At 58.4% G+C, this 21,150-nt stretch carries 20 protein-coding genes; 7 read left to right on the top strand and 13 right to left on the bottom strand.

From position 1 onward, the window contains the following. Nucleotides 1-174: 174 nt before the first annotated feature. From FEM03_RS12750 to FEM03_RS12725, 6 genes are all read right to left on the bottom strand, one after another. Nucleotides 175-591, bottom strand: coding sequence for a PaaI family thioesterase (locus FEM03_RS12750; RefSeq protein ID WP_138086642.1), 417 nt, complete (start codon nucleotides 589-591; stop codon nucleotides 175-177). Between the two features lie 191 nt (nucleotides 592-782). Next, nucleotides 783-1,796 carry an SRPBCC family protein gene (locus FEM03_RS12745; RefSeq protein ID WP_138086641.1) on the bottom strand — a complete coding sequence of 338 codons (1,014 nt, stop codon included), beginning with the start codon at nucleotides 1,794-1,796 and terminating at the stop codon, nucleotides 783-785. A gap of 11 nt (nucleotides 1,797-1,807) precedes the next feature. After that, entirely contained in the window at nucleotides 1,808-2,413 is a 606-nt protein-coding gene (locus tag FEM03_RS12740; RefSeq protein ID WP_138086640.1) for a hypothetical protein, read from the bottom strand. A 59-nt stretch (nucleotides 2,414-2,472) separates the two neighbouring features. Then, the gene (locus tag FEM03_RS12735; protein ID WP_138086639.1) at nucleotides 2,473-3,021 is read right to left on the bottom strand and encodes a hypothetical protein; all 549 of its coding nucleotides are present in this window, start codon (nucleotides 3,019-3,021) and stop codon (nucleotides 2,473-2,475) included. Nucleotides 3,022-3,222: 201 nt separating this feature from the next. Beyond that, nucleotides 3,223-4,089 carry an alpha/beta hydrolase gene (locus FEM03_RS12730; protein WP_138086638.1) on the bottom strand — a complete coding sequence of 289 codons (867 nt, stop codon included), beginning with the start codon at nucleotides 4,087-4,089 and terminating at the stop codon, nucleotides 3,223-3,225. 649 nt (nucleotides 4,090-4,738) lie between these two features. Then, nucleotides 4,739-6,898, bottom strand: a complete 2,160-nt coding sequence (locus FEM03_RS12725; protein ID WP_138086637.1) for a thioredoxin domain-containing protein — start codon at nucleotides 6,896-6,898, stop codon at nucleotides 4,739-4,741. Nucleotides 6,899-7,007: 109 nt separating this feature from the next. On the opposite strand from FEM03_RS12725, the gene FEM03_RS12720 reads away from it, so the two are divergent. Beyond that, nucleotides 7,008-7,754 carry an ABC transporter ATP-binding protein gene (locus tag FEM03_RS12720; protein ID WP_138086636.1) on the top strand — a complete coding sequence of 249 codons (747 nt, stop codon included), beginning with the start codon at nucleotides 7,008-7,010 and terminating at the stop codon, nucleotides 7,752-7,754. Between the two features lie 87 nt (nucleotides 7,755-7,841). Here FEM03_RS12720 and folK read toward each other — a convergent pair whose 3' ends face one another. Then, entirely contained in the window at nucleotides 7,842-8,366 is a 525-nt protein-coding gene (gene folK, locus FEM03_RS12715; protein ID WP_138086635.1) for a 2-amino-4-hydroxy-6-hydroxymethyldihydropteridine diphosphokinase, read from the bottom strand. Nucleotides 8,367-8,417: 51 nt separating this feature from the next. Further along, a complete protein-coding gene (gene dapB / locus FEM03_RS12710; protein ID WP_138086634.1) occupies nucleotides 8,418-9,158 on the bottom strand; it encodes a 4-hydroxy-tetrahydrodipicolinate reductase in 741 nt (246 codons plus the stop codon). A gap of 74 nt (nucleotides 9,159-9,232) precedes the next feature. Here dapB and FEM03_RS12705 point away from each other — a divergent pair, with 74 nt between their 5' ends. Continuing rightward, nucleotides 9,233-11,755, top strand: a complete 2,523-nt coding sequence (locus tag FEM03_RS12705; RefSeq protein WP_138086633.1) for a hypothetical protein — start codon at nucleotides 9,233-9,235, stop codon at nucleotides 11,753-11,755. Here FEM03_RS12705 and dapA read toward each other — a convergent pair. Genes dapA through trpA form a run of 3 tightly spaced genes read right to left on the bottom strand, consistent with a single transcriptional unit; the run spans nucleotide 11,741 to nucleotide 14,306 of the window. Further along, nucleotides 11,741-12,619: a 4-hydroxy-tetrahydrodipicolinate synthase gene (gene dapA / locus FEM03_RS12700; protein ID WP_138086632.1), complete on the bottom strand. Its 879-nt coding sequence runs from the start codon at nucleotides 12,617-12,619 to the stop codon at nucleotides 11,741-11,743. The two genes, FEM03_RS12705 and dapA, sit on opposite strands and share 15 nt — an antisense overlap. 32 nt (nucleotides 12,620-12,651) lie before the next feature. Continuing rightward, nucleotides 12,652-13,467 (bottom strand): diaminopimelate epimerase, encoded by an 816-nt coding sequence (dapF, locus tag FEM03_RS12695; RefSeq protein ID WP_138086631.1) that lies wholly within the window; start codon nucleotides 13,465-13,467, stop codon nucleotides 12,652-12,654. A gap of 20 nt (nucleotides 13,468-13,487) precedes the next feature. Beyond that, nucleotides 13,488-14,306: a tryptophan synthase subunit alpha gene (gene trpA / locus FEM03_RS12690; RefSeq protein ID WP_138086630.1), complete on the bottom strand. Its 819-nt coding sequence runs from the start codon at nucleotides 14,304-14,306 to the stop codon at nucleotides 13,488-13,490. A 134-nt stretch (nucleotides 14,307-14,440) separates the two neighbouring features. Here trpA and cls point away from each other — a divergent pair, with 134 nt between their 5' ends. Next, nucleotides 14,441-15,898, top strand: coding sequence for a cardiolipin synthase (gene cls, locus FEM03_RS12685; RefSeq protein WP_166442823.1), 1,458 nt, complete (start codon nucleotides 14,441-14,443; stop codon nucleotides 15,896-15,898). Between the two features lie 15 nt (nucleotides 15,899-15,913). Here the strand turns inward: cls and FEM03_RS12680 are convergent, their stop codons facing one another. After that, the gene (locus FEM03_RS12680; protein WP_138086628.1) at nucleotides 15,914-16,636 is read right to left on the bottom strand and encodes a V-type ATP synthase subunit E family protein; all 723 of its coding nucleotides are present in this window, start codon (nucleotides 16,634-16,636) and stop codon (nucleotides 15,914-15,916) included. A gap of 54 nt (nucleotides 16,637-16,690) precedes the next feature. After that, the gene (locus FEM03_RS12675; protein ID WP_138086627.1) at nucleotides 16,691-17,608 is read right to left on the bottom strand and encodes a sulfurtransferase; all 918 of its coding nucleotides are present in this window, start codon (nucleotides 17,606-17,608) and stop codon (nucleotides 16,691-16,693) included. 68 nt (nucleotides 17,609-17,676) lie between these two features. Between FEM03_RS12675 and FEM03_RS12670 the strand changes: the two genes are divergently transcribed. From FEM03_RS12670 to FEM03_RS12655, 4 genes are read left to right on the top strand one after another with little or no spacing between them, the layout of a single operon-like run. Continuing rightward, nucleotides 17,677-18,522: a phosphate ABC transporter substrate-binding protein gene (locus FEM03_RS12670; protein ID WP_240772763.1), complete on the top strand. Its 846-nt coding sequence runs from the start codon at nucleotides 17,677-17,679 to the stop codon at nucleotides 18,520-18,522. Between the two features lie 30 nt (nucleotides 18,523-18,552). Next, a complete protein-coding gene (gene pstC, locus FEM03_RS12665; protein WP_138086626.1) occupies nucleotides 18,553-19,428 on the top strand; it encodes a phosphate ABC transporter permease subunit PstC in 876 nt (291 codons plus the stop codon). After that, nucleotides 19,421-20,284 carry a PstA family ABC transporter permease gene (locus FEM03_RS12660; RefSeq protein WP_138086625.1) on the top strand — a complete coding sequence of 288 codons (864 nt, stop codon included), beginning with the start codon at nucleotides 19,421-19,423 and terminating at the stop codon, nucleotides 20,282-20,284. Before pstC ends, FEM03_RS12660 begins: the two co-directional genes overlap by 8 nt. After that, complete coding sequence (locus FEM03_RS12655; RefSeq protein ID WP_240772762.1) at nucleotides 20,277-21,083, top strand: phosphate ABC transporter ATP-binding protein; 807 nt, start codon at nucleotides 20,277-20,279, stop codon at nucleotides 21,081-21,083. Before FEM03_RS12660 ends, FEM03_RS12655 begins: the two co-directional genes overlap by 8 nt. Nucleotides 21,084-21,150: the final 67 nt, after the last annotated feature.

Genomic DNA, 21,150 nt, shown 5'->3' with positions numbered 1-21,150 from the left:
AAAGAAGCCACCAGCTTCGTTGACGTTCGCCCGTAACTACGACGGCGGGGTTATCTTTCCTGCGTCAGGATCTGTCATTGGGCTTCGCTTGGGTGATGCGGCTCACGCGGCAGGGCAAGATTCAACATGGGTTCGCCCTCGTTTGGCGGGGATCGTTCTTTTGAGTTCTCATAGCTAGTGCTTGGCGATAAACCACTCGACCACGGCAGACAGAACATGGGTGTCCGCCTCATCGTGGATGTCCACGGCAATCTCCGCGGTGGCTCTCCCCTTCGCGGCTATCGACTGTCGAAGGTGGGAACACACTTGATAACTGAGACTGGCGGAACTTGTCAGTCTTCCTCTGGCTGGCTTCCGGAACTTGCACTCGAACCGCCTGACAACGGGAACAATCGGGATAGGCAAATCGCCCAAGGCTCTGATCAGCGCGTCACCGCTTGAAGCCTCGGCCAATGACATCAGGGCACTTGCGTGAACCGTTCCAAGATGGTTGGTGTAGCGGGCTCCTTCAGGCAATGCCAGCGTCCGTCCTTCCTCGGTCGCTCGCTCGACGCCTATGAATTGGTTAAATGGTAAAGCCGTGATGTCCATGTTCTCGGAATCTAATTGGTGAGGGACGGGGTTGGTAGTGCGAACTTCAAAGTGTGTGGGATGCCCGGGTCAGGGGACATTCGCTGTCGCCGTTTCGCGTCAATAGGACGTAGTCGGAAATAAAGTGTCCGGAAATAAAGTGTCCGTCCCTTAGGTGCGGTCCGTCCCTTAGGTGCGGTCCTTTAGGAGCGTCAACTTGAGGGTTGGTGGTTCTTTTCAGTGTGGTGTTTGATGTGATTCAGAACTCGAAGATGGATGCGATGAATGATCTCATCGGAAACCAAACCCCAATAGAACTCCGGTGAAATGCTGTGGGAATACCAGGTGGTGCCTTCCAGCAGAACCTGATCGCCCTGCTCAGAAAGTCGAAACTGTCCCCTGTCCGAAACCATGTGTTCGTGCAGATGCGGAGCGTGTAAATCCTTGTAGATGGAAAGCTCCTTCATGGGTGGGGGATTCTCAGTTACGTCGAAGGAAAGACGATGAGGAGCATCCCACTCCGTGATCGGCTCCACGAAACTTCCTGTGGAAAACACGCAATAACGAATCGCTCCAACCCCGTGGCCCTCGATGCGAGCCTCAATCGGATAAGCAATTCCAAGACGGAAGATGATGCCCGGCTTTTCTGTAATCTTGGGGAAAGCAATCACAGTGTCCCAAACATCTTCGATCCGTCCATGGATGAGAACTGAAGTGGAAACCTTGCGGATCACGGGGGCGGAGGTTGTCGCGTGCTCAAATCCGACAAGAAACGGAAACGAGAGTGATAGCAACAAAGCGACCGTGGCACCGGCTGCACCGCCAACTGCCGATCCAACCAGCCGCCCCAAAGCGGCGCCAATCAAAGCCAGAACGAGAGCGAGCGGTAGAGCCATAAGCAGGCAAATCAAACCATCCAGCGCGAAAATCAGGATCAGCCCACCCAGTGACAGAATGCTCAAGCACGATACACCGTAAGCGCTGCCAAATGTCCGTTGCCTTCGATAACTCCAAGCAAATGCGGCCAAAAAGCTGACGACGATGGGAAGGCCGAGAAACAGGCTCCATCCATACTGCTCGAAAGCCCGGACAGAAAGTGCCGCGCCCCCAAGTCCGACGATCGCGGGAACCAGGATTGCCGTGGCTTTGTTGTTTAAGATGTGTTGCATTAGGCTGTTTTTCTTTTGCTGACGTCGGAGCGCATGGAGGGCTGAAAGCCCTTCCACGACGCGACTTGTTAGTGCGTTTGGGATTCGTCTATCTCTTTCCGTGCAGAAGCCATGATTGGGCCAGTCTCCCACTCGTGACAGTTAGCGTCAAAGAAACGGATCTGGAAATCGGCGGTCTTGCGCAGGACCTGAATTTCGGGACTCTGCTCCAAGGCTGCCACGGAGCCAGCACACACATGGAGAAATCGGTTACTCAGATCATCATGGTCTACCGAGTCAACGGCGCTCAGGCGATCAAAGAGCTCGTAATTGGCTTCGTTGACTTCGCCAACCTCGTGAGCGCACTTGAACTCGTAGAGATCAAACTCCCAGGCCTCGAAATACCATCGCCCCAGCATGGCCAGAATCTCTTCATCGGTCCTCTCAGGGCTGTTTCTCGTCATGGGACGGAAACGAGCGGGCATGCTAGCGTATCCCCTCTCGGTGTTAAGGTAAGTCGATAGCTCCCAGTTCTGCCCACGCGAGATCAAAATCCCATACACCTCCTCTTGTGGGTTCTGCATACTGAATGTCGCGACGACTGTTCGTAGGTATTGGCCCAGCGCGTCACGAACGGTTACCCAGTCAACGGAGTCAGGAGAAGCCCAGGCTTCAACGGTTGCTTTGTAGTCCATGCTCTTCAATTTCCTGCACTAACGTTTAGCTCATCCACGGCGGGGAAGGAAGCCCGAATTCAAACAGGAGCGTTACCCGCCGTTGGATGGAGCGACTTGTTCTGCTTCTGAATTTTCCAGTATTCAGGTCTGGCTGAATATGGATGCCAGGGAATCGAAATCATTTCGTAAATAGGATGAACGATCTCAGAATGCTCTAAGCGTAAGTCTTGGATTCTCTCATCAATGTCTTGAACCATAAAGAAAAGAAATTCCCCAACACATTCAGCCATCCACCTCGGAAAAGTCATATCCTCTTTGTATGGTTCGAAATCAGAATAGAAGCGATGCTTCCATTCGGCCTCGGTGAGTCCTTCGCAAAAAATAACCTCTGGATTCACTTCCAAAGTTTGTGAGACGAATGCCTGAACGCAGTGCCAAGGGGCGTTGTATACTGCGGCTGGATGTTCACCACTGCCTCCTCCGATACAAATGGCATTGCGGATGGCAACGCTTGACGGTTCACGGGTTGGTTGACCAAGCCAGCAACCATCTTCATGACAAAGGTATACTGGAATCCGACCAAATTGACCTATACGGCTGTGGTTTATGAGATCAATGTCTGACATAGGTTTAGCAGAACAGACGGTTAATATGACGTTTTGGAGGATAAGATCACCCTACATGCTTCAATTTTGAAGATTTATCGATGTTCTATCCGATTTCCCCTGCAAAATAACTCGGATATTCGGGTGTTATTCTTCAAAAATGGAGATTTCGGCGAAAGTGGTCAGTCCCTCTGGAAGCAAGTGTCAACGTATGGAAAGCCGTTAATGGATGACGCGCGCCAGCCAGTCGCGCGCTTGCTGGCGCTCCGGGATGTTGTGCAGCACCCATGCGGCGCTGTGATTGGCATAGGGAATCGGGACGAAAGTGAACGGAGCCTGCACGCCGCTGCGCTCGATAAAATTCTGCGCGGCGAGAATCGTTCCTTCATGGGAAATCCACTGTTCGCGACCTCCAAGCCTCTGAAGTCGTTTGATGGCGGCGGCCTCATCCGAATGGGGATAAGGCCACACGCGCACCCCATCGTAATGGCTGTGGCAAAAAAAGGCCCGCCACAGCGACGCTATTTCCTCGTCATGCAAACCGACGTAATTGCACGCAATCGCTCCGCGTGAAAAGCCGCAGAGCACCACCCGCGAAACATCGCCACCATAGCGGGCGCACACGTCGCGCACCGTCGCCAGGCAGTATCGCCTGGTCTCGGCCACCTCTCCCCACCAGGTTGTGCAGTTTTGCTTGGTCCCATCAGCGGCAATCTCAACAAAAGGCAAACATACCCAAATGAAACCCTCCCCTCCGCTCAGCCCGTAGCCCAGCACACAGCCATCCACCGTCCCATCCGAGACATCACCCAGCTTGTTCCGAAAACCGCCATTCCCCGCAAACTCCACAAGCACAGGCAATTTTGTTCCCGGCTTCCAGTCGCGCGGCAAATAGAGCGCGTGCCTGACCTGCGTTTGCTCCCAGCCAGTGGTAACCGCCTCCACGCGGCGTCCTGCTGCTGCCTCCTCACGAGTGACCTTGGGAACCGTGAGGTCAGGCGTAAGCGCATTCAGATTCGGCAGTTCCGCACTCAAAGCATGTCCCGCAAGCCAGCTCAGTATCCACAGTAGAAAGCGATAGGTTTTCATATGGGGGTGAACGTGGAAGAGGCCTGACGTTCAAGCGCTGGCACTGATGGGGCGGGGTGAGCGTCGAGACGGGATGGCGGGTTAGATTGGTGGAGAGAATAACCGACAGAGCAACCCCAGCGGTTGCCCAATAAAACCTTGTTCGGCGCGGCGAGCTTCGTCGGACTACCAATCAATTCCATGGAAACTATTCAAGTGGCTGGTCGCAGTGAGGACAAGCGGTGTGCACACGGAGAGATTTCATCTGGACCTTCTGGCCGCAATGCCCACAAGGTCGTCCTTGGCGCTGGGATATCCACCAAATCTCCTCGGCGAGGTAGGCGACTCCCAACGTTACAGCAATACCCAATCCGATAAACCACTGCGGAGACAACTCAGGCTCACCTTTCATTAAGAGCCACGCCAAGACGACGAGCGGGAAGATAAGAGAATGCTTCCACTTGCGATAGGGTGTCCACATATTCAGTTGAGGTGTGCGGCAGCGCCAAACGTCGAATCCTTGATGGCACAGTGGAGCGGTTCGGGAATCCGGACGGACGTGCTGGCCATAATTAGTATTTTGACGGCTTGATGACTAATGGAAGGTTCTTGCCGACGACACGTCGGCACTCCCAGTGTTGGCACTCTCAATTGGCGCTCCAGTGATTCTTCAGGCGAGTTGCAGGGCTTTGTTTAAGGCTTCAACGGTGGTGACGGGGGCCTGGCAGGTGTGGTTTTTGCAGACGTAGACGGAGGGTTTGCCGCCGACGGGTTGCATGTGGGCGATGGCTTCGTTGGCTTGAGCCAGGAAGGCTTGGGATTCGCCGCCATCGGCGTGGAGGAGGACGGCGTGGGGGAGGAATTTTTGGCGGACTTCCTTGACGAGGTCTTGCATGGTGGGGTCGGCTAGGTTGCCGGCAAAGACGATTTCCATGTTGCCGTGCTGCTGGTAGTCGAGGGCGGTGACCATGGCAGGGACGGTGATGGGGGCTTTTTCCATGCTTTGACCGAAGAGATTGAGGGTTTTGGCGGCGGTGTCGCGATAGGAGTCGCGGGCGAGCATGCTTGCGAGGCGCAACAAGTTGAGGGAGGCGATGGAGTTGGGGCTGGGTTCGGCGCCGTCGTAGTCTTCTTTGACCTGAAGGACGGAGTTGGGGATGTTTTTGCTGACGGTGTAATAGCCGCCTTTTTCGGGGTCGCCGTAGCTGGTGTCGAATTCGTTCTGGAGGTCGACGGCCCATTGCAGCCAGGGGAGTTCGAAGGTGGCTTCGTAGAGGTCGAGGAGGCCCTGGATGAGAAGGGCGTAGTCGGGGGCGAAGGCGAGGTCGTCGGCCTGACCGTTGCGCCAGCTGCGGCGGAGGTTTTTGCCGTCGGTGCTGAGGTTTTGTTTGAGGAAGGTGGCGCAGTTTTTGGCGCGGGTGAGGTAGGCCGGGTCGTTGAGGATGCTTGCGGCTTTGGCGAGGGCGCTGAGCATCATGCCGTTCCAGGCGGTGATGATTTTGTCGTCGAGATGGGGGTGGGGACGTTTGCCGCGGGCTTCGAGGAGGGTGGCGCGGCCGCGGGTGAGGATGTCTTCGATTTGGGGTTCTTCGAGTTTGAAGAATTCGGCGGTTTTTTTGACGGAGAAGGCGCGGAAGAGGGTGTTGGTGCCTTTGAGTTCGCCCTGAGGATCGCTTTCGGGACGAGCGTTGCCGTCGCGTCGGGCTCCGTAGGCGTAGCGGAAGATGCTGCCTTCCTGTTTGCCGAGGAGTTCGTCGATTTCGGCGGCGGTCCAGATGTAATAAGCCCCTTCGGATTTCTCGGTAAGGGTGTGGTCTTGGTAGCTGTCGGCGTCTTCGGCGGAGTAGTATCCACCGTCGGGATGGCCGAGGTCGCGCTGGCAGTATTCGAGGGTGGAGCGGGCGATGCTGGCGTAGAAGGGGCTACCGGTGATTTGATGACCTTCGAGGTAGGCGACGGCGAGCTGCGCCTGATCGTAGAGCATCTTTTCGTAGTGAGGGATGTGCCAGTAGCCGTCGACGGAATAACGGTGGAAGCCGCCGCCGAGGTGGTCGCGCATGCCGCCGTGGGCCATTTTGGTGAGGGTGGTTTTGGCCATGGCCTCGGCCCAGTTGGCGTCGCCGCTGGTTTCTTCCTTGCGGGCGAGGTGGCTTTTTAAACGCCAGAGAAGGTTGAGGGTGACGGGTCGGGGGAATTTGGGGGCGGTGCTGAAACCGCCTTCGTGGTAGTCGAAGGCACCGGAGATGTCGTCGTAGGCTTTTTTGGAGACGGTGTCGAAGGAGGCGTCGTGGGCGTTTTGTTCGTCGTTGATGTAGCCCTGGAGTTTTTCGACGGTTTCATGGCTGCGGGCGATGACGTTGGCCTTGTCTTCGCGCCAGACGCGGGCGATTTCTTCGCTGAGGCGCTTGAAGCCCATGCGACCAGCCTTGTCTTCGGGGGGGAAATAGGTGCCGCCAAAGAAGGGTTTTAATTCCGGAGTGAGCCAGACATTCATGGGCCAGCCGCCGCTGCCATTGACGGCCTGGACATAAGTCATGTAGGTGAGGTCGACGTCGGGACGTTCTTCGCGGTCGACTTTGACATTGATAAAATGTTCGTTGAGGACGGCGGCGATGGCTTCGTTTTCAAAGGATTCGCGTTCCATGACGTGGCACCAGTGACAGGTGGAGTAGCCGATGGAGAGGAGGATGGGTTTGTCTTCGTCACGGGCTTTTTTGAAGGCGGCTTCGCCCCAGGGCATCCAGTTGACGGGGTTGTGCGCGTGCTGCTGAAGGTAGGGGGATTTTTCGCTGGCGAGGGCGTTGGTGTGTTTGGGCGTCGAGGAGGACATGGGAAGTCGGAGGTGGGAAGTCGGAATGCGGAAGTGTGCGGTAAAGGAAGTTTAATGCAGGTGTGGGGAATTGACTACGTTCGATGTGGGAGGCATGTTGCGGGCGCGAATGTCTGTGAAGTCTTCTGTTGCTGAATCCCAACCGCTCATTGGCGAGGTGATTTTTGAGGCGCGTGGTTTGAGAAAGGTGTATCCGACGGGCGAGGTGGAGGTGGTGGCGTTGAACGGGGTGGATGTGAATTTCTCAAGCAGCGAGCTGGTGGTGTTGCTGGGGGCATCGGGGAGTGGCAAGAGCACTTTGCTGAATATTTTGGGTGGGTTGGATGTGCCAACGACGGGGCAGATGCGTTACAAGGGCTGGGAATTGACGGATGCGGATGAGGGGGTGTTGACGTTGTTCCGGCGCAATTGTGTGGGGTTTGTGTTCCAGTTTTACAATTTGATTCCGAGTCTGACGGCGCGGGAGAATGTGGCGTTGATCACGGAGATTGCGCGTGATCCGATGACACCGGAGGAGGCGCTGGAGATGGTGGGACTGGGGGATCGGATGGATCATTTTCCGTCGCAACTGTCAGGCGGGCAGCAGCAGCGGGTGGCGATCGCGCGGGCGATTGCGAAGCGACCGGAGGTGCTTTTATGCGATGAACCAACGGGGGCGCTGGATGTGACGACGGGGATTGCGGTGCTGGAGGCGATTGAACGGATCAACCGCGAGATTGGGACTTTGGCGATCATCATCACGCACAATGCGTCGATGGCGGAAATGGCGGACCGGGTGCTGCATTTGTCCGATGGTCAGATCGTGAAGGAGACGCGAAATGAGAAGAGGTTGCCGGCTCGGGAACTCAAATGGTGAGATCGAAAGGCTAAAGGCTAAAGTAGAAGGCTCGTCCCGAGCCTTGCGCTGTGATGAAAGGCCCGGGACGGACCTTCTACGTTTGCTTTATAGCCAGTGGGTGTCGACGAGGAGGAGGGGGGATTCGGTGGTGGTGAGGTTTTCGAGAAGGGAACAAACAGTGTCGTCGTGGCCGGGGAGGATGAGGCCGGGATGGAGGTCGGCGAGGGGTTGGAGGACGAAGGCGCGTTGGGTCATCCGCGGATGGGGGATGGTGAGCTCGGGGGTGTTGAGGACGAGTTCGCCGGAGCAGAGGATGTCGAGATCGATGGTGCGGGGGGCGTTGTGTCCGTGATCGTGACGTCGACCGAAGCGGGATTCGATGCCACGGAGAAGACGCAGCAACTGGCCCAAGGCGATGGTGGTGCGGATTTCGATGACGCTGTTGTAGAACGGTTGCGAATCGGGGGGACAGTCGACGGGATCGGTTTCGTAAAGGGGGGCGGCGTCGATGAGGTGGGTGCCGGGGAGCTGGCAGATCGCGGTGACGGCGCGGCGCAGGTTTTCCGTGCGGTCACCTAGGTTGGAACCAAGAGCGATGTAGAGGGAAGAGGGATGAAGGGAGTCGTCCATGGGTTCTTTTGGCCTTTCGCCCTTATCCTCGATCTTTCGCTATCTTATCTTTTATTTCAGCCCCAAGACGTCCTGCATGTCATACAGGCCGGGAGGTTTTCCGGCGAGCCACACGGCGGCGCGGGCGGAGCCGTTGGCGAAGGTGTCGCGGCTGGAAGCTTTGTGGGTGAGTTCGACGCGTTCGCCGGTGTTCGCAAAAACGACGGTGTGGTCGCCGACGACATCGCCGCCGCGCAGGGCGTGGACGCCGATTTCTTTTTTGGTGCGGGCTCCGACGTCGCCAAAACGACCGTGGCGGGTGTCGGTGTCGTAGCTGACCTCGGTTTCTTCGCAGAGGATTTCGACAAGACGGCGGGCAGTGCCGCTGGGGGAGTCAGTTTTGTGGCGGTGGTGCATTTCGACGACTTCGAGGTCGAAGGGTTCACCGAGGATGCGGACGGCCTGGCGGGTGAGCCAGAAGAGGGTGTTGACGCCGACGCTGAAGTTCGGGGCGTGGACGATGGGAAGGGTCAGGGAGGCGGTGCGGATTTGAGCGAGTTCGGCGTCGGTATGCCCGGTGGTGCCCATGACGAGGGGTTTGTTGGTCGCGAGGCAGGCGGCTACGAGGGTGGGGCTGAAGTGATGGGCGGTGAAGTCGATGACGATGTCGCTTTGGGCGAGGGCCTCTTCGAGGGAGTCGCCCACGTCAATGACGGCACCGATGACGGTGTCGGGGTTGTTTTCGACGGCGGCGATGACGGCCTGGCCCATGCGGCCTTTGGCTCCGGTGACGAGGATGCGGGTTTGACTCATAAGACAGGGCGATGTAATCAACGTTTTTAATTGGCGCAAGGGGGGACTTCCCCTATGCTGTTTGAAGTTTTGCGATGGAATCAGTGTGTGATCAAAGTGCTACGAAGCCGCTCCAAGTGCGGAGAGTGGTGGGTCGGCTGGTGTTATTGGTGGCTTTGTTGGGGTTGCTGGCGGCGATCATGCAAAAATACAGCGGCTGGGGATTGATGGAGGAACGGGAGATCTCGCCGCAGAATATGCGGGAAAGAGGGGGACTGTGGATGTGGAGTTTGGGGAAGCGTGAGTTCACACCCGCAGAGGAAAGGGCGGGGGTGTTGCTGGAGAACGGCAAACCAACGGGAAGCAAGGCGCGGCGGGGAAGTGAACTGGACCGGGGGCCGGGGTGGTATCGACTGAAGGGGTCGCAGCTGCGTTTTTCGCCGATGGACGGATCGGATCCACGGGTAAATGGTCGAAGGTATTCGTTACAACTGCCGGTGGAGGTGAGAGACAAGGTGTGGTGGCTGCTGGCGGGGGCGTTTGCGTTGGGGTTTGCTTTGACGCGTGGGGAGGTGAGGGTGCCGGTGGAAGGTGCGGCGCGATCATGGCGCAGGGTGCCGCCTTGGATGAAGGTGGCGGCGTTTTTTGTGTTGTGTCTGGGGGTGCGCGCAATGCAGTTGCATGGATCGGATTACAATGATGGGGTGATGTCGATCCGAGGGGTGCCGGCGAGTGATGCGGGGGGATGGCATGAGATGGCAGAGGCGTTGGCGGATGGGCGGGGATTTGATTCGTCGTTTGGAACGCAGCGGCCGTTTTACAGTTTGTTTTTGTCGCTGTTTCATCAGGTTTTTGGTTCGGGGATTTGGGTTTCGTTGATGACGAACTGTTTGTTGCAGGCGTTGACGGCGACGACGGTGCTGGTGTTGGGGGGGATTTTGGGATCGCGTTTTGTCGCCTTTACGGTGGCGAGTTGGATGATGTTTTGTCCAATGCAGGTGGCGCTGGCGCAGGTGGTTTTGACGGAGAACATGGGGGCGACGTTTGGGGTGTTGGGGTTGCTGGTGTTTTGGAGATTGTTGCGTCGCCGGACGGTGGGCGCGGCGGCGGCGGCGGGTTTGGTGGTGGGGTTAGGCAATCTGGCGTCGGGAGTGTTTTTGCTGACGGTGCCGTTGTATCCCATTCTGATTGTGGTGTTTGGTTGGTGGCAGGGTTGGGGTTGGGGGCGGGTGGCGAAGTGCGCGGCGATGTTTTGTGTGATGGTTTGTGCGTTGTTTTTGCCGTGGATGTTTCGTCAGCAGGTGAAGTATGGGGCGTTTACGCAGTCGCTGAACACGTCGGAGTTGTTGTATGGGGGGGCGCATCCGGTGGAGAAGCGGCTGACGAGCAATATCCATGATGAGGCGCGCAGGGATGGGTTTGGTCCGGGAACGACGGGGCGGCGTTACAACTATTTCATGCAGAAGTATGTGGCGCTGGTGACGGAGCATCCGGTGCGATATGTGAAGCAGTTGTCGGAGGCGTTTGTGCGGGCGGCGGAATACACGCCAAGGACCAATCCGGTGTGGCAGTGGCTGACGCGATGGTTGATCGTGCTGGTGGCGCTGGGTCAGTGTGTGAGACGCAAGTTTTGGTTGCCCGCGTTGCCTGCGGCACTGGCGTTGTTGTTGTTGCATCACGTGGATCACTTGCCGTCGGTTCAAAGCCTCGCAGCGGGGTCGTTGATCGTTTTGATTTTGGCATCGCGGCGGCAGCGGGTGGGATGGTGGCTGGTGGTGGCCACGGCGGTTTCGTTTTTGCTGCTGGCGGCGATGTCGGGGAATGTGGCAACGGACCGATTCCAGACGGCGGGCGACTGGCTGTTGTTTCTCATCTGGTGCGGGGCTTGGGAGCGGGTTTTGGTAACGTCTTCTCAGGGACTCGACTGGTTATGGGCGAAAGTGCCGGGTTGGAGACAGCCCGTGCCGCGGCGTTTGGTGGCGAGGGCGGGGGCGTGGAGGGCGCATGGTTGGCGTTGGTCAGCGCGTGCGGCTTGGGTGATGTCGGCTCTGTGTGGTCTTTCCGTGGTGGGGGCACTGGGGGCGTATGGCTGGCGTTCGATCCATCCGCCGGAGGGGATCACTTTGAAGGAAGGGGAAGCGCGGGCCTTGGTGGAACGGACGATGACCGGGCATCCCGATCAACGGGTGAGGGACATTCCAGAGAAGGGTTTTGCGGTGAAGCTGGTGCAGTTCGATGACTACCGGGTGCGCATTGGGAAACACGAGGATCTGAACAGCATGACGCGGGTGTTTGAGCGTCGGGACCATGCGCGCTGGGTGGTGGAGGCGCGGGTGCTGAATTCGACGTCGGGCGAAAGGCGGCTGGGGTTGCAGATCCCGGGCGACCTGAAGGGCATCCCGTCTGAGCAGCCGTTGCTGGTGGTGGGAGTCTACAATCGGGGCTATGCGGACAAGTTCGGCATGGAGATGGAGCTTTTTGAAGTGCTGGGGATTTGTCCGACGCGCGAGAGTGGATCACCAGATGAGGTGGAGGCCCGGCTGGATGAGATCCGCTGGTTCAAATACCACTTTGATGTGAAGGAGTCGGTGCGCCGGCTGTTTTTAAAGAAGCCGTAGTTTTTCCATGACGGCTTTCAGCTCGGCCGTTTGGGCGTCGGTCATCTCGCAGAGGGGCAGGCGCAGTTCAGGTTCGCACAGACCTTTGAGTCCCATCGCGGTTTTGATCGGGATGGGGTTGGTGGCGAGTTTGAGAAAGGCGCTGAAGAGCGGGTTGAACCTGGCGTGGACGGCCTGGGCTTCGTTCCATTTGCCTTGCAGGGCGGCCTGGACGAGATGGGTCATTTCGCGTGGGATCACGTTCGCTGCAACGCTGACGACACCGACAGCGCCGACGCTGATGAAGGGCAGGGTGAGGGAGTCGTCGCCGGAGAGGACTTCGAAACTGGCGGGCAGGTTTTGTTTGATGGCGCTGACGCGGTCAAGGCTGCCACCGGCTTCTTTGATGGCGACGATGTTGGGACATTCGGCGACGAGGCGCTGGATGGTCTCGATGGGGATTTCGATGCCGCAACGGCCGGGGATGCTGTAGAGCATGATGGGCAGTTTGGTGGCGGCGGCGATGGCTTTGAAGTGGCGGAACAGGCCCTCGGGGGTGGGTTTGTTGTAATAAGGGGCGACTTGCAGGATGGCATTGGCTCCGGCGGCTTCGGCTTCCTGGGTCATTTCGATGGCTTCGGCGGTGGAGTTGCTGCCGGTGCCGGCCATGACGATGCCGCGACCGCGGGCGAACTCGACGCAGAGCTGGATCACGCGTTCATGTTCGTCGTAGTCGAGCGTGGGGGATTCGCCGGTGGTGCCGCAGGGGACGATGCCTTGCACGCCGCTTTGGAACTGGAAGTCGACGAGCTTTTGCAGGGCGGCTTCGTCGAGCTGTCCGTCTTTGAAGGGGGTGACGATGGCGGTGTGGGTTCCGGCGAACATGATGGGTGGGGTGTCTGGGATGAATGAATGGGTTAAATGGTGACGTCGCCGTTGAAGACGAAGTCGGCGGGGCCGTGAAGGGTGACGTCGTGGTAGATGCCATCGATTTTTTCGAAGCCGATGAGCAAGGTGTCGCCGCCTTTGACGAGGACGGAGACGGGGGATTCGGCTCCGATGAGTTCGTGATGGATGAGGGCGCAGGCGACCATGCCGGTGCCGCAGGCGAGGGTTTCGTCCTCGACGCCGCGTTCATAGGTGCGGATGCGGATGTAGCCGGGTTCGATGACCTGAACGAAGTTGGCGTTGGTGCCTTTGGGGGCGAAGGCTTCGTGGTAGCGGAGGGCGGCACCGAGGCGATTGACATCCGTGTGGTCGAGGTCTTCGACGAGGACGACGGCATGGGGAACGCCGGTGTTGACGCTGTGGACGATGAGCGGCAGGCCTTCGACGATGAGCTCCTGGTGAAGTTTGAGGTCGTGCGGGGTGCTCATGTTGATGCGCACCTGGTCTTCGAGAAATTCGCCGGAGATGATGCCGGCCTGGGTCTCGAAGCTGACGTGTTCGAGGGAGTTGTCGTGGAGATGATTGACGAAACGGGCGAAGCAGCGGGCGCCGTTGCCGCACATTTCGGCTTCGCCTCCATCGGCATTGTAATAACGCATGCGGAAGTCGCCGGTGGCTTGGGCGGGTTCGACGGCGAGGAGTCCGTCGGCTCCGATGCCGCGATGGCGGTCGCAGAGTTTGGCGATGGCGTCGCGGTCGAGGTTGAGCGCGAGGTTGCGGTTGTCGAGCATGACGAAGTCATTGCCCGCGCCGTTCATTTTCCAGAATGAGAGTGTGGAGGCCATGGGTGTGGAGGGCGGTGAAGTTAAGCGGATTTCACGGCGTCTACAAGAGGCTTTACGAAAGCGGTGAGTTTTGCGGCGAGATCTTCTGCGTGGCCGTGTTGTTCGATGAGCTTGACGATGGCACTGCCGACGACCACTCCATCGGCCATGGTGGCGACGGTGCGGGCCTGTTCGGGCGTGGAGATGCCGAATCCGACGGCGACGGGAACGCTGCCTGCGGACTGGATGAGTTTGACCTGCTCCTGGATGCCGGTGGCGAGGCTGGTCTGGGCGCCGGTGACGCCTTCGCGGGAGACGTAGTAGATGAATCCCTCGGCTTTGGAGGCGATGAGCTGGATGCGTTCGGCGGGGGTGGTGGGGGCGATGAGGCGGATGGTGGCCGGACGTGGGTGTTCGACGGAGTTGGGGCCGAGGGTGGTTTCGAGGTTGAGCGAAGCTTCGTCGGGAGGAAGGTCGAGGAGCAGGATGCCATCGACTCCGGCGGCGGCGGCGTCTTGATGGAAGCGCTCGAAACCGTAGGTGTAGACGGGGTTGAGGTAGGTGAAGAGAACCAGGGGAATTTGGGTTTCCTGGCGGAGCTCTTTGATGAACGAGAGGACTTTGGCGGTGGTGGTGCCGGAGCGCAGGGCGCGGTCGGCGGCCATTTGGTTGACGATGCCGTCGGCGAGCGGGTCGCTGAAGGGGAGGCCGAGTTCGATGATGTCGGCCCCGCATTTTTCGAGGGTGAGGACGATCTCGCGGGTGCGTTCGAGCGTGGGATCACCGGCGGCGATGTAGGCGATGAAGGCGGATTTGCCGGAGGCGCGCAGGTCGGCGAAGCGTTGGTCGAGACGGTTCATGGGGCCAGAGAGTTAGTCGGGGGACGGGCGATGTGCAATGAGTTTTGGGAAGGCGGGAGGGGGGAGTGGTGACGGTGCTGTCATTTGTGTTTCGCCTTGCGGTTGTCTTGTCGATGGCGAAGGTGGATCCAAGTATGACTTTGGCGGAAGTTTGGCCGATTTTACAACATGTATGGCATTGGCTGGTGATCGCGATGGCGGTCAGCCTGGTGGCGGTGGCGTTTGGGCATGTGCTGCTGCGGCATCGCGATGCGCGGTCAGCCGCGTTCTGGGCGGTGATCATTTGTTTTGTGCCGGTGGTGGGCGCGATTTTTTATGTGCTGTTTGGCATCAACAGTTTGCAGCGTTGGGGGAAACGTTATCATCTGGAGGCCGAAATGGGTAAGGGCGACGTGGGGGCGGCGTGTCCGGTGAATCCATGGGAGATGGCTCCGGAACTGACGCAGATGCGGGGACTGGCAGCGACTTTGGGGCGGATCTCGCGCTTTGGATTTACCGTTGGCAACCGGGTGACGTCGCTACGCAATGGCGATGAAGCGATGTTTGCGATGCTGGATGCGATCCGTGCGGCGGAGACTTCGGTAAGTCTGTGCAGTTACATTTTTGAGGCGAAGGGGATCGGCGCAGAATTTGTGGAGGAACTGTCGAAAGCGCATGAGCGGGGCGTGGAGGTGCGGGTGTTGGTGGATGATGCGGGGACGCGTTATTCGTTTCCTCCGGTGACGCGAATTCTGCGCAAGCGCGGGGTGTTTGCGAAGCGTTACATGCCACTGCGGTTTGTGCTGCGCATTCTCACCATGAACCTGCGCAACCATCGCAAGATTCTGGTGGTGGATGGCAAGGTTGGATTCACGGGCGGGATGAACATTCGCCAGGGCAACATGCTGGCGGCGAATCCGTCGCATCCGGTGCAGGACATGCATTTTCAGGTGGAAGGGCCGGTGGTGCGGCAGTTGCAGCGGGTGTTTGCCGAGGACTGGGCATTCTGTGCGAAGGAGGTGCTGTCGGGCGAAAAATGGTATCCGGCATTGGAACCGGTAGGCGAGGTGGCGGCGATTGGATTGCCGGATGGTCCGGATGAGGACGCGGATGTGTTGATCCGCACCATGCTGGCGGCGATTGGTGCTGCGAAGGAGGAGATCCAAATCATGACGCCGTATTTCCTGCCGAATACGCGGCTGACCTGGGCGCTCACGTTGGCGTCCTTAAGAGGGGTGCGGGTGAGTGTCATCACGCCGAGCAAGAACAATATTGGGTTTGTGCAATGGGCATCGCACACGCTGTATCCGGAACTGCTGCGGCATGGGGTGCAGATGTTTGAGGCAACGGGTCATTTTGACCACAGCAAATTCATGGTGGTCGATGGGGCGTGGTCATTGATCGGGTCGACCAACTGGGATTCACGCAGTCTGCACCTCAACTACGAATTCAACCTCGCCTGCTTTGACGACATGCTGGCGCGCGATCTTGGCGCAAGGTTTCAGGAGAGTCTTGAATGCAGTGTGAGGATTACCCAGAAAATGCTGGATGAGGCGCCGGTGTTGGTGCGACTGCGGAACGGCCTGGCGCGGCTGTTCATTCCGTTTTTGTAGGTCAGAGTTGGAAACTCAGCGGGTGATGCGAATGATGGGCGGGCTTATGAAGGAACCGCTGTGATGATGCGGGTGATGATGGTGGTGATGGGGATGGTAGTGAGGAGACCAAGGGCGGGAAGGGGAACTCCAAATGAACGGGGGATAATAGCCGTCGACGCTGTAAATGCCGTCGCCGGAACGCCACCTGCGGCTGCTGCTGTTTCGAGTGCTGATGCCGGGATCATGCACAGCTCCAAGGGGTGGGGCGGAAGGGATGATTTCGACCGTGGTGGTGGGAGCCGGAAGGAGCGGGCGGTTTTCTTCACCGGGCAGTGGCGCGAGTGGAGCGGGGTCTTTGCTCTGGGCGGCGAGGCGACGTTCTTCGGCTTCAATTTTGGCGATGGCGAGGCGCTCGGTGCGCTCGCGCTGGAGGGAAAGCTGCTGGCGACGGTCTTCGGCTTCGCGGTTTTGGATGGCGATTTTTTCGCGATAGGCATCGGCTTTGGCGGGGTCGTAACCGAACTTTTGCTGCCAGGTGGGATTGAGATTTTCGAAGCCTATTTTTGCAACGCCTGCGTCGTGCATGACGGTGAGGTCGGCCGGGGTGACTTTGATGAGGCGGCTGTTTTTGTAAATTTCGCCGGAGAGGGTGCTGATGTCGAAGCGGCTTGGTTCGACGGGGTTTTGATTCTCTTCAGCCGACAAGGGAAGCGCCTGGGACAGGATCGCGAGAACCATGGCGAGCGCGGTTTTCATGCACCAAGAATACGGGAATTCTCGCGTGACGTCAATGGGGGGCGCTTTGGAGGGCTATTTGGGCTCGTTCGCTTTGGTTTCGACGGGGTGTTGTTTGAGCGACGCGTATTCTTTCCAGGAGCCTTCGTAGAGTCGGACATGGGGATAACCGGCGACATGTTTGAGATAAAACCGTAGCAGGCTGCCCTCGCGTGAGGTGCCGCAGTAGACGAGGATGTTTTTGTCGGGGGTGAGACCGGCGGCGGTGAGTTCCGCTTTGACGCTGTCGAAGGGTTTGAATTGGTGGGTGTTGTCAGCCGCCATGAGTTTGGCCCAGTGAAAGCTGATGGCTCCGGGGATGTGGCCTTTGCGAAGCCAAACGTCGTCTTTGCCAAGGTATTCATTGATGGGACGGGCGTCGACAAGCACATGACCGGGCTGGTCTTTGAGCTTGAGAACCTCGTCGACGGAGAGGGAGATGGGCAGGGGAGAAGCGGTGGAAAGGTTGCCGGATTTGGTGTCGGGATACTCTTGGGTGGTGGCGTATCCGGCGGCTTTCCAGGCGCTGAGGCCGCCGTCGAGAATGAGGATGTCATTGACGCCAAACTTTTCGAGGACATAAGCAACCATGGTGGCGCTGAGGATTTCGTCGTTGGGAAGGGCGGCACCATCGGCATAAAGGAGATGGGGGCGGGTTTTGTCGACTCCGGCGCGGGTGAGGAGGATTTGGGTGAGGTCGTCGGGGAGGTATTGCACGGGAACGCCGTGATCAGTGCCGCGAAGGGTATCGAAATTGAGGTGGTGGGCGTTGGGGAGGTGAGCCCGGAAGTAGTCTTTGTAACCGCCGCGGGTGTCGATGACATGCGGGCGTTGGGAGGGGTCGGGGTTTTCAATGAGGGCTTTGGCGTCGGCAGGGGAGATGGATTTGATTTCGGCCTGAGCCAGGGAAGTGACGAGGCAAAGAAGTGCAAGCGGGGCGATGAGGCGATTCATGTTGGATGGAAATGGGTGGCGAGAATTTGACTTGCGAGGTTTTTGCGAATATGCGTGAATGCGCATGTATGACAAAGAATTTCCTGCATTTGATGTTGATGATGGGCTTGGCGGTCGGTGCGGCAGCGCAGGCGGAGACTCTGAAAATCAATGGGTCGACGACAGTGAATTTGCCGGCGGCTGAAGCGGCGGAGGCGCTGAGGAAAGAGCAGGGTTTGGATATTCAGATCGATACCCAGGGAGGAAGCTCGGGAGGAATTTCCATGCTGGGAGAGGGGCTGGTGCAGATTGGGATGGCCTCGAAGCCGGTGAAGGATGAGGACAAGGCGAAGTTTCCGAAGTGCGACTTCAAATCCATCCACGTGGGCGAAGATGCGGTGGCGATGATTGTTTCGGCGGATGTTTGGGAAGGTGGGGTGAAGTCGATCACCAAAGAGCAGGCAGCGGGCATTTATGAGGGACGGATCACGAACTGGAAGGAGCTTGGCGGGGCGGACCGGCGGATTGCGTTTTTTAACAAGGAGCCGGGTCGGGGCACTTGGGAGGTGTTTACGCATTGGGTGTATGGCGATTCGAAGAAGGCACCGCAGGTCAATTTCCCCGAAGTGGGCGGCAATGAAGAGGCGCGCAGCAAGGTGGGTGGGACACGTGGGGCGGTGAGCCAGCTCTCGTCGACCTGGGTGGACAACGAGAAAATTTTTGCCTTGGGGATCAAGACGGAGGCAGGCGAGGTGGTGGAGCCGACGGCGGAGGCGATCTCGAGCAAGAGGTATCCTTTGTCGCGTCCGTTGTATCTCCTGACCAATGGTGAACCCGCTGGGACTGCCAAAACGTTTGTCGATTTCATGTTGGGCGAGAGGGGGCAGGCGTTGGTGAAGAAGCATGGTTATCTGATGCTTTCGGAGTTGAAATAGCGAAACGACAGAGGACCTACGACGCCAGAGATGACACGCTTTTTCTGTTGGGTATTCAGCCTGCTGGCTTTGTTGGCATTTGGCGGTTTGCTTGCGGTGTTCCTGTGGCAGAGCCTGCCGGTGTGGCAGGCGGAGGGCGTGGGGTATGTGACGAAGAACCGGTGGTTTTTCCGGCAGCAGGAGTTTGGGGCGGCTGCGATGATTTATGGATCGGCGATGGTGGCGCTGGTGGCGCTGCTGGTGGCGGCTCCTTTGGGGCTGGGGACGGCGGTGTTGATGTCGGAGTATTTGCCGAACCGGCTGCGTTGGGGGATGAAGGTGTTGGTGGAGCTTTTAGCGGGGGTGCCTTCGGTAGTTTACGGATTGCTGGGGATTTTGCTGCTGCGGGAGTGGGTCTATGATTCATTTGAGGCATTTGATTTGTTGAGTGGGGACACGCTGTTGACGGCGGGTTTGTTGTTGGCGGTGATGGTGTTGCCGACGGTGGTGACATTGGGGGATGATGCGTTGCGGGCGGTGCCATCGACACAGCGAAGGGCGGCGCGGGGTCTGGGACTGACCCGGGCGGAGGTGGTGGGAAGTGTGGCGCTGCCACAGGCGGCGAGAGGGATGGGGGCGGCGTTGTTGTTGGGGTTTGGTCGGGCCTTGGGGGAGACGGTGGCGGTGTTTTTGGTGGTGGGTCGGCAGGACAATCAGTTGCCGGAGCGGTGGTGGTCGATGCAGCCTTTGTTGGAGTCGGGTCAGACGCTGACGAGCAAGCTGGGCGGGGCGGAGACGAGCATCGCTTATGCCGATGATTTGCATTGGGGGGCGATGATGGGGCTGGGGGTGTTGCTGCTGGTTTTGACAGGGGTGGTGACGTTGTTGGGAACGATTTTTAGGTCGAGGAGGAACGCGAATGCGTAGGCATAGGCGGCGGGGATTGATCGATGGAGGGGTGGTGGTGTTGCTTTCGGCCTGTGGGCTGGTGGTGCTGGGCTTGTTGCTGGGATTGGTGGGGGTGTTGGTGGTGAAGGGGTGGGGTGCGATTTCGTGGGAGTTTTTGACGGGGGCGATGGAACAAGGGGGGGCTGAGGGGGGGATCTTCTGGCATGCGGTGGGGACGGTGATTTTAATGGTGTCGGCTTGGGGTTTGTGTGCGCCTTCCGCATTGGCATTGGCGTTGTTGCAGCAGGTGTGGTGGAAGGGGACGCGGCGCGGGGAATGCATGAGGACGCTGTTTTACACGTTGAACGGGGTGCCGAGCATCGTGTTTGGGTTGTTTGGATTTATGGTGTTTGTGCAATGGTTTGGATGGGGCAAGTCGTGGCTGGCGGGGGGGATCGCGTTGGCGATGAGCATGTTGCCGACGGTGACGCTGGCGTTGATGGAGCGCATGCAGGCGATTCCGGCGAAATATCTGGAGGCGGCGGCTGGCTTGGGGCTGAATCGGGCGCAGGTGGTGTGGTCGGTGATTTTGCCGCAGAGTGTGGGCGGGTTGGTGACGGGGTCACTGCTGGGAGTGGCGCGGGCGGCGGGGGAGACGGCACCGATCATGTTTACGGCGACAATTTTTGCGGGGGTGACGTGGCCGACGGCGGTGAAGGAGAGCCCGGTGTTGTCGCTGCCGTATCACATTTTTGTATTGGCGCAGGATTCGTTTGATCCGGCGGTGGGATCGAATCTTTGGGGGGCGGCGCTGGTGTTGTTGGGGATGGTTTTTGCGCTGAGTTTGCTGGCGTTGCCGTGGAGATTAAAAATGCACGAGGAGTTTCATGATTGATCAAAGGAAAGATAAGGCAGAGAATTGCTGTGCGGGAACTGGTTCGGCGATGCTGGACGTGCGCGAGCTCGGGGTGAGGGCGGGGGCGCGAGAGTTGTTACGCGGGGTTTCATTCGAAGTGGTGAGGCATGAGGTTTTTGGGATTATTGGGCCGTCAGGGGGTGGGAAAAGCACTTTGTTGCGGGCAATGAACCGCTTGACGGATCTGACGGGGTTGAAGGTGACGGGGGATGTTGTCTTGCACGGATCGTCGATTTTTGCATCAGGGACCGATGTGGATGCGTTGCGGGCGCGGGTGGGGATGTTGTTTCAGCAGCCGGTGATTTTTCCGACGAGCATTCGGGAGAATGTGTTGTTCGGGGCGAAGCGTTTGCGGAGGATGTCACGGGCGGATGAAGAGGCGTGTGTGGAACGTTCGTTGCGGGAGGCGTCGTTGTGGGAGGAGGTGAAGGATCGGTTGAAGGCACCGGCGATGAAGTTGTCGGTGGGGCAGCAGCAGCGTTTGTGTTTGGCTCGGACTTTGGCGACGGAGCCGGAGGTGATTTTGATGGACGAGCCGACGAGTGCCTTGGATCCGCGTAGCACGGAGGCGATTGAGGGGTTGGTGCGTCGACTGCGGGAGACGCATACGATTGTTTTGGTGACCCACAATTTGAGACAGGCTCGTGAGTTGGCGGATCGGGTAGCTTTTGTCGGCGTGCGGGACGGGGTTGGGCAGCTGTTGTGTGGGGGGACGGTGAGCGAGGTGCTGGACAACACGCGGCTGACGGAGCTGGATGAGTATGTTTGTTGTCAGTGAGACACAGCAGATCAATCTCAAGTCTCAGATCAACGTCTTTGAAATAGAAAAAGCCGAAAGATGCTTT

It is taken from the genome of Phragmitibacter flavus (assembly GCF_005780165.1).
Lineage (GTDB): Bacteria > Verrucomicrobiota > Verrucomicrobiia > Verrucomicrobiales > Verrucomicrobiaceae > Phragmitibacter > Phragmitibacter flavus.
The sequence above is the reverse complement of the archived record's forward strand: the minus strand, read 5'-3'. Positions and strand labels throughout refer to the sequence as shown.

Coding starts and splice junctions, on each gene's coding strand:
- FEM03_RS12750 (WP_138086642.1), bottom strand. CDS start 591: ATGGACATCACGGCTTTACCATTTAACCAATTCATAGGCGTCGAGCGA.
- FEM03_RS12740 (WP_138086640.1), bottom strand. CDS start 2,413: ATGGACTACAAAGCAACCGTTGAAGCCTGGGCTTCTCCTGACTCCGTT.
- FEM03_RS12735 (WP_138086639.1), bottom strand. CDS start 3,021: ATGTCAGACATTGATCTCATAAACCACAGCCGTATAGGTCAATTTGGT.
- FEM03_RS12730 (WP_138086638.1), bottom strand. CDS start 4,089: ATGAAAACCTATCGCTTTCTACTGTGGATACTGAGCTGGCTTGCGGGA.
- FEM03_RS12725 (WP_138086637.1), bottom strand. CDS start 6,898: ATGTCCTCCTCGACGCCCAAACACACCAACGCCCTCGCCAGCGAAAAA.
- FEM03_RS12720 (WP_138086636.1), top strand. CDS start 7,008: ATGTCTGTGAAGTCTTCTGTTGCTGAATCCCAACCGCTCATTGGCGAG.
- folK (WP_138086635.1), bottom strand. CDS start 8,366: ATGGACGACTCCCTTCATCCCTCTTCCCTCTACATCGCTCTTGGTTCC.
- dapB (WP_138086634.1), bottom strand. CDS start 9,158: ATGAGTCAAACCCGCATCCTCGTCACCGGAGCCAAAGGCCGCATGGGC.
- FEM03_RS12705 (WP_138086633.1), top strand. CDS start 9,233: ATGGAATCAGTGTGTGATCAAAGTGCTACGAAGCCGCTCCAAGTGCGG.
- dapA (WP_138086632.1), bottom strand. CDS start 12,619: ATGTTCGCCGGAACCCACACCGCCATCGTCACCCCCTTCAAAGACGGA.
- dapF (WP_138086631.1), bottom strand. CDS start 13,467: ATGGCCTCCACACTCTCATTCTGGAAAATGAACGGCGCGGGCAATGAC.
- trpA (WP_138086630.1), bottom strand. CDS start 14,306: ATGAACCGTCTCGACCAACGCTTCGCCGACCTGCGCGCCTCCGGCAAA.
- cls (WP_166442823.1), top strand. CDS start 14,441: ATGACTTTGGCGGAAGTTTGGCCGATTTTACAACATGTATGGCATTGG.
- FEM03_RS12680 (WP_138086628.1), bottom strand. CDS start 16,636: ATGAAAACCGCGCTCGCCATGGTTCTCGCGATCCTGTCCCAGGCGCTT.
- FEM03_RS12675 (WP_138086627.1), bottom strand. CDS start 17,608: ATGAATCGCCTCATCGCCCCGCTTGCACTTCTTTGCCTCGTCACTTCC.
- FEM03_RS12670 (WP_240772763.1), top strand. CDS start 17,677: ATGACAAAGAATTTCCTGCATTTGATGTTGATGATGGGCTTGGCGGTC.
- pstC (WP_138086626.1), top strand. CDS start 18,553: ATGACACGCTTTTTCTGTTGGGTATTCAGCCTGCTGGCTTTGTTGGCA.
- FEM03_RS12660 (WP_138086625.1), top strand. CDS start 19,421: ATGCGTAGGCATAGGCGGCGGGGATTGATCGATGGAGGGGTGGTGGTG.
- FEM03_RS12655 (WP_240772762.1), top strand. CDS start 20,277: ATGATTGATCAAAGGAAAGATAAGGCAGAGAATTGCTGTGCGGGAACT.